7 protein-coding genes are annotated in these 6,844 nt (G+C 50.1%); 3 read left to right on the top strand and 4 right to left on the bottom strand.

Annotated elements, in window-relative coordinates:
- The first annotated feature begins 66 nt into the window (after nt 1–66).
- On the top strand, nt 67–1,197 hold the full coding sequence (locus Q7O77_RS12545) for a DNA cytosine methyltransferase (protein WP_304167781.1): 1,131 nt from the start codon (nt 67–69) through the stop codon (nt 1,195–1,197).
- Complete coding sequence (locus Q7O77_RS12540; protein ID WP_304167777.1) at nt 1,187–2,137, top strand: HNH endonuclease; 951 nt, start codon at nt 1,187–1,189, stop codon at nt 2,135–2,137. The genes Q7O77_RS12545 and Q7O77_RS12540 overlap by 11 nt, the downstream gene beginning before the upstream one ends.
- A gap of 335 nt (nt 2,138–2,472) precedes the next feature.
- Here the strand turns inward: Q7O77_RS12540 and ychF are convergent, their stop codons facing one another.
- Both ychF and pth read right to left on the bottom strand, forming a co-directional pair.
- Nucleotides 2,473–3,564, bottom strand: a complete 1,092-nt coding sequence (gene ychF / locus Q7O77_RS12535; RefSeq protein ID WP_094118754.1) for a redox-regulated ATPase YchF — start codon at nt 3,562–3,564, stop codon at nt 2,473–2,475.
- 121 nt (nt 3,565–3,685) lie between these two features.
- Nucleotides 3,686–4,273, bottom strand: coding sequence for an aminoacyl-tRNA hydrolase (gene pth / locus Q7O77_RS12530; RefSeq protein ID WP_304167774.1), 588 nt, complete (start codon nt 4,271–4,273; stop codon nt 3,686–3,688).
- A 294-nt stretch (nt 4,274–4,567) separates the two neighbouring features.
- Here pth and ychH point away from each other — a divergent pair, with 294 nt between their 5' ends.
- Entirely contained in the window at nt 4,568–4,840 is a 273-nt protein-coding gene (gene ychH / locus Q7O77_RS12525) for a stress-induced protein YchH (protein WP_304167771.1), read from the top strand.
- 81 nt (nt 4,841–4,921) lie between these two features.
- Here ychH and prs read toward each other — a convergent pair whose 3' ends face one another.
- Nucleotides 4,922–5,869 carry a ribose-phosphate diphosphokinase gene (gene prs, locus Q7O77_RS12520; protein WP_139824065.1) on the bottom strand — a complete coding sequence of 316 codons (948 nt, stop codon included), beginning with the start codon at nt 5,867–5,869 and terminating at the stop codon, nt 4,922–4,924.
- A gap of 112 nt (nt 5,870–5,981) precedes the next feature.
- Nucleotides 5,982–6,839, bottom strand: a complete 858-nt coding sequence (ispE, locus tag Q7O77_RS12515; RefSeq protein WP_304167784.1) for a 4-(cytidine 5'-diphospho)-2-C-methyl-D-erythritol kinase — start codon at nt 6,837–6,839, stop codon at nt 5,982–5,984.
- Nucleotides 6,840–6,844 lie beyond the last annotated feature (5 nt).

Raw genomic sequence — 6,844 nt, 5'->3', positions numbered from 1 at the left:
TCTACACTATCCTCTTCGTCGGCAGCGTCAGATGTGTATAAGAGACAGAACTAGGACAGTATTTTAATGGGTAAAATCAATAAATTAAAAGTCATTGACCTATTTTGTGGCGCTGGTGGTTTATCCTGTGGCTTCATAAAAGGGGAAATGGGTGCTCATTTTGAAAGTGTCCTAGCTTTGGACAATGATAAGGCTGCTATCCGGACATATAATGCCAACTTTGGCGAGCATGGCATTGTGGCGAACATTGAAGAATGGATTGCTGAAAACCGCATTCCTGACGCTGATATCGTCATCGGCGGCCCACCATGTCAGGGGTTTAGCTTACTCAACAAGAACCGAAAAGGGGACCATAGACGTGCGCTCTGGGAACCGTATATGGATATCATCGAGATGTCTTCTGCTTCTCTCTTTGTGATGGAAAATGTTCCAGGTCTTTTATCCAGTGATGAATTTGAGGACATCTGTGTTCGCGCTGAAAACATGGGCTTTCTGCTTCTTAATCCATCTGTCCTTAACACGGCTGACTACGGGGCTCCGCAGACACGCAAACGTGCTATCGCTATTGGAATTAAGAAGGAGCGATTTCTGTTGGATGACATCCCAATATTCCCGCCTGTACAGTCGCACCAGAATCCTGATAAAGGTGCGGATCTTCCAGCATGGCTGACAGTCAGAGATTTTATAGGTGATTTGCCTGAACCGGTTGGAACTGAGGTGCGTGATCTCCCACCCCCTTTAGATCTCCACTTTGGTCGAAATCCAACTGCACTTTCGCAGGAACGCTACCGTGCCGTTCCCGTTGGGGGAAATCGTTTTGATTTGCAAAAAAATAGACCTGACATTACACCTGCCTGTTGGATTAAAAAAACCTCGGGTGGCACGGATTTGTTTGGCCGTTTATGGTGGGAGCGGCCCTCTGTCACCATTCGCACTGAGTTCTTTAAGCCAGAGAAGGGGCGTTATCTCCATCCGGAGCAGCATCGTCCAATTACGCATCGTGAAGCTGCGCGTCTGATGAGTTTCCCAGATGAATTTGTTTTTATGGGTTCAAAAACCGAGATCGCAAGGCAAATTGGTAACGCAGTACCGCCTGTCTTTGCACAAAAGATTGCAGCTTATGTTCTCAATTTAATGGAATGTTTGATTCAAAATGGCGAGAAGATCCAAGACGAGCATACCGGAAATGCTGCGTAAACAGCTTCTGACGTTGATTATCGACTTTGAGTATAAGCTCAAGGACGACTCCCTACGGGAAAAGGTTTTGGCATTAGTTCCCGCTAATCATTTGTTGCGGGATTTAGGTAGCTCCCTGATGATGGACGAGAATTGCAATTCAGCCCGTGATCGAATCCTGGCTTATTTACTTAAATACCCCGGCGTCATCATTCATGGTGACGAGCTGATGGTTGTTGCGGGTATCAGTGAATATGCTAGAAGGATCAGAGAGCTGCGAGTGCAGTTTGGTTGGTCAGTATTAAGCGGCACCACGTTGAAGGAGATGATTGATCAAGGAGAGTCGGCATTGGATGAACTCCATGCCAGTGAGATGAACGTGCTTAAAACTGACGTATATGCGCTGATGGCAACAGAACAGGATAAGGAAGCCGCTCTGCGTTGGAATGAGGCTAATGTCCTCAGACGAAGCAAGCTCTCCACGAAAGATAAAATTCTGTCTCATCTGCGTAATAATGTTGGACGTCCCGTGACTGGCGAAGAGTTACGGTATCTTGCAAACGATAGTAAGGAATGGGCCCGACGAACACGGGAACTACGTACCGAAGATGGCTGGCCAATTGCCACAAAAAATTCAGGAAGACCAGAGCTTGAAGTGGGTGCTTATTTACTTGAGGAAGATCGGCAGGCTGAGGTACATGACCGAAAAATCCCCGATCCTGTACGTGTCGCTGTACTTGAGCGTGATCATCATGCATGCAGGCACTGCCACTGGTCTCATGCTCGTAAAACAGTTAATGACCCCAGAACGTTCCTCGAGTTACATCACATAGAACATCATGTAGATGGCGGGGAAAATACACTGGATAACTTAATTACCCTCTGTAACGTTTGCCATGATGAGGTACATCGTCGCAGGATTTCGCGAGAGGAGCTCATCCGTCTTCTGTATATAAATTGAGCTTTAAGTTTTGTCTTATTATTAAACCCGACCATACCCAAAACTCCGATCACCTTGACTAAAACCTTTGAGTCAAATGTAGATAGTGGAGCCGCTTTAAAAAAGCATGATGTTCAAAAATGAAGGATGGAAAGTTTTTATCTAGAATATATTTATCCATTTTCAGGGAAATGAGCCAGCCTTGGGCAAAGTTACAGGGCAGGATCGTCTACAGGGGTGGGGCAGTCCAAAATTGAGACGCTATAAAAGAAAAATCCACGCAATTGCGTGGATTCTATGATTTTTTTGCGATTCGCATGAGATTCCCTGAAACCCCATGCGACAACAAAAATGATTTAGACGTTAAACAAGAAGTTCATGATGTCGCCGTCTTTCACGATGTACTCTTTACCTTCTGAACGCATTTTGCCAGCTTCTTTAGCGCCTTGCTCACCTTTGTAGGTGATGAAGTCTTCATAAGCGATGGTCTGGGCACGGATGAAGCCTTTTTCGAAGTCGGTGTGGATTTTACCGGCGGCCTGCGGGGCAGTCGCGCCGACAGGGATGGTCCACGCACGGACTTCTTTTACTCCAGCGGTGAAGTAAGTCTGGAGGCTTAACAGCTCATAGCCTGCACGAATAACGCGGTTCAGACCCGGTTCTTCCAGTCCCAGCTCTGCCATGAACTCGTCACGTTCTTCATCATCCAGCTCGGCGATATCCGCTTCAACGGCGGCACAAACCGCAACCACGACGGAACCTTCTTTCGCGGCAATCTCACGCACCTGATCCAGATACGGGTTATTTTCGAAGCCGTCTTCGTTGACGTTGGCGATGTACATCGTGGGTTTCAGCGTCAGGAAGCTCAGGTAACGGATCGCGGCTTTTTCTTCGTCGCTCAGGTCAATGGCGCGCAGCATACCGGCGTTTTCCAGCTGCGGCAGGCATTTTTCCAGTGCAGCCAGCTCAGCTTTAGCGTCTTTGTCGCCGCCTTTGGCTTTTTTCTGGATGCGGTGGATAGCGCGTTCGCAGGTGTCCAGGTCGGACAACGCCAGTTCGGTGTTGATGACGTCGATATCGTCAGCTGGGTCGACTTTGTTGTTCACGTGAATGATGTTGTCGTTTTCGAAACAACGTACAACATGGCCGATCGCCTCAGTTTCACGAATATTGGTCAGGAACTGGTTGCCCAAACCTTCGCCCTTAGAGGCGCCTTTAACCAGACCGGCGATATCCACGAACTCCATCGTTGTAGGCAGGGTGCGCTGCGGTTTAACGATCTCGGCCAGTTTGTCCAGACGCGGATCCGGCATCGGTACAACGCCGGTGTTCGGTTCGATGGTACAAAACGGGAAGTTGGCCGCATCAATACCTGCTTTAGTCAACGCGTTGAAGAGGGTGGATTTACCCACGTTAGGCAGCCCAACAATACCGCATTTGAATCCCATGTTTATATCACCTTAAATAACTTGTTAATCAGACTGTTAATGCAACAGCCCGTCTGAATACGAAAATGACGCCCAATTATACACAAATGCAGGGGCGTTATGCGATTGACCCCGTCAAACCTTAAGATGCCTTGAAGGCATGCAGCCGATTCATCGCTTTGACCATGCCTTCGCGCATCATGATGTCGGTGCAGCTCAGAGCTTCATCAATAGATTGATCGATCAAGGTCTGTTCGCTGACGGGCGGCTTGCCCAGAACGAAACCAACGACTTTATTTTTGTCACCCGGATGGCCGATGCCGATACGCAGTCGGTGAAAATTCGGGTTATTCCCCAACTTGCTGATGATGTCTTTCAGGCCGTTGTGACCGCCGTGGCCGCCACCCAGCTTGAGTTTGGCGACACCGGGTAACAGATCCAGCTCGTCATGTGCGACCATAATTTCATCAGGCTGAATGCGGTAAAATGTCGCCATCGCCGCTACGGCCTTGCCGCTGAGGTTCATAAAGGTGGTGGGCACCAGCAAACGAACGTCATGCCCAGCTAATGTCAGGCGCGATGTGTAACCGAAAAACTTGCTTTCTTCTTTGAGCGGCTGGCGGTGGGATTCAGCCAGACGGTCGATATACCAGGCGCCTGCGTTATGGCGGGTAGACGCATATTCAGCTCCCGGATTCGCCAGCCCCACAATCAGTTTGATACTGCTCACGATACTATTCCAGATAGGGCGTTACGCCAGTAACGCTAAAGTCAGAGACAAATAACAGGCTCGCTAGTTTACACGCCGGGGAAGGGGATCACCAATATCACTGCCGCCGTGAGGGACACAAAGCCGTCATTTGTCTGGGTAATGAAAATAAATTGTCGGCAAGGTGACTATTTTTTATTCATTTTCTGTGATCGCGTACGCAACGGGGAATAGCCCAGCGCCTATAATTTTGAGTAATAAGAGGGACCGCCAGAATATCCCCGTTATCTGTCAAACCTTTTTCAGGAGGTGGATATGAGACGCAAACATGCCGTAATGACAGGAAATCTGCTGATGAGCGTCGGTCTTGTACTGATGGTCGCCAGCGTCGCCTATGCCATTATCAGCCAATTACCGGGCTGGCACCTGCTGGGATCGGGCTACTATCTGGATCTGATGGGGATCTTTTCTGGTGCGATCGTCTGGCTTATCGGCGCACGTATTGGCGGAAGAGATTCGGTGTCGGACCGCTATTGGTGGGTGAAGCATTTCGATAAACGCTGCCGTCGAAGAGAACGTCTTCCCTAAGCGCTCGTCAACGTCGTACTGAACCAACAAAAATGCCATCGGAAAACCGATGGCATTTTCTTACATCACTGACGTGAACGATTAATGTTCGAACATGGCAGAGATGGACTCTTCGTTGCTGATGCGGCGAATGGCTTCAGCCAGCATGCCTGACAATGTCAGCGACCGCACATTCGGCAGCGCTTTGATGTTATCAGCCAGCGGGATGGTATCGCAGACAATCACTTCATCGATCTGAGAATTTTTGATGTTGTCGTGAGCATTGCCGGAGAAGATCGGGTGAGTAGCGTAAGCGAACACACGTTTCGCACCACGTTCTTTCAACGCTTCTGCTGCTTTACACAGCGTACCGCCGGTATCAATCATGTCATCCACCAGGATGCAGTCACGACCCGCGACGTCACCGATGATATGCATCACCTGAGAAACGTTGGCGCGAGGACGACGTTTATCGATGATGGCCATATCCGTATCGTTCAGCAGTTTCGCAATGGCACGAGCGCGAACGACACCACCAATATCCGGAGAGACGACGATTGGGTTATCCAGATCTTGCTGCAGCATATCTTCCAGCAGGATCGGGCTACCAAATACGTTATCTACCGGCACATCAAAGAATCCCTGGATCTGCTCAGCATGCAGGTCAACCGTCAGAACGCGGTCAACACCAACGCTGGAAAGGAAGTCTGCAACAACTTTTGCCGTAATAGGCACACGAGCGGAGCGGACGCGACGGTCCTGGCGAGCATAGCCGAAATAGGGGATTACCGCGGTGATTCGTCCAGCGGAAGCACGGCGCAGAGCATCAACCATGACAACCAGCTCCATCAGGTTATCGTTGGTCGGTGCGCAGGTGGACTGGATGATGAAAATATCACCACCACGGACATTTTCGTTGATTTGCACGCTGACTTCGCCATCGCTAAAGCGACCGACGGCGGCGTCACCAAGGCTGGTGTACAAACGGTTGGCAATACGTTGTGCTAGTTCCGGGATGGCGTTACCAGCAAAAAGCTTCATATCAGGCACGAGAAGAACCTCAAGCTTGCGTCCAGAGAAATACTCGACCCACTGGGGTAGGAAGAATATGCATACGGGTATGGGTAAAGAGCGTTAAAACACCACTGATGCCGGTGGTTTTTTAGCGACCCTCGGGTAGTCCGGAAAGCGTTTGTTGCAAGGGGGATACATTAGCACCGCGAGCAATAAAACCGTTTAAATTTTCCGGGGCTTGGTCGAGCACATGACGAGCAGCAGACTCGGTGTCGAACTCTGCAAACACACAAGCGCCTGTGCCGGTCAAGCGCGCCGGGGCGTATTCTAACAGCCATGAAAGTAGCTGTTCAACCTCACGAAAACGTTTTCTTGCTACAGGTTCACAATCATTGGTGAAGGGATAAGCCAATAATGACTGCAATGTGCGCACTGGCGAATCTCGTTTGAGATCGGGATCGTTGAAGATCTCCGGCGTCGAAATGCTGATGCCGGGGTGGGCGACCAGATACCATTTTTCTTCCGGCTCGACGAACGTTAGTGCTTCGCCAATGCCTTCTGCGAAGGCGGCGTGACCGTGGATAAACACCGGGACATCGGCGCCGAGTCGTAATCCCAGCTCCGCCAGCGTTTCGGGCGACAATCCGCATTCCCATAAATAATTCAGCGCCACCAGCACGGTGGCTGCGTTCGAGGAACCGCCGCCCAGTCCGCCGCCCATTGGCAACCGTTTATCGATAGCGATGTCTGCGCCGGAGAAGGGGCGGTCGTGCTGGCGGCAATACATTTGCAGCAATGTGGCCGCCCGAACGATGAGATTTTGTTCAGCGGGAACGCCGTCCATGTCGGTCAACAGCGAAATCGACTCTCCGGCGCGTGGCGTGATGGTTAACGTGTCACCATAATCCAGAAACTGAAACAGCGTCTGCAGATCGTGATATCCGTTAGCCCGACGCCCGGTGATATAGAGAAACAAATTCAATTTGGCCGGAGATGGCCAGGTTATTTTAT

This window comes from Lonsdalea britannica, assembly GCF_946477055.1.
Classification (GTDB): Bacteria; Pseudomonadota; Gammaproteobacteria; order Enterobacterales; family Enterobacteriaceae; genus Lonsdalea; species Lonsdalea britannica_A.
The sequence above is the reverse complement of the archived record's forward strand: the minus strand, read 5'-3'. Positions and strand labels throughout refer to the sequence as shown.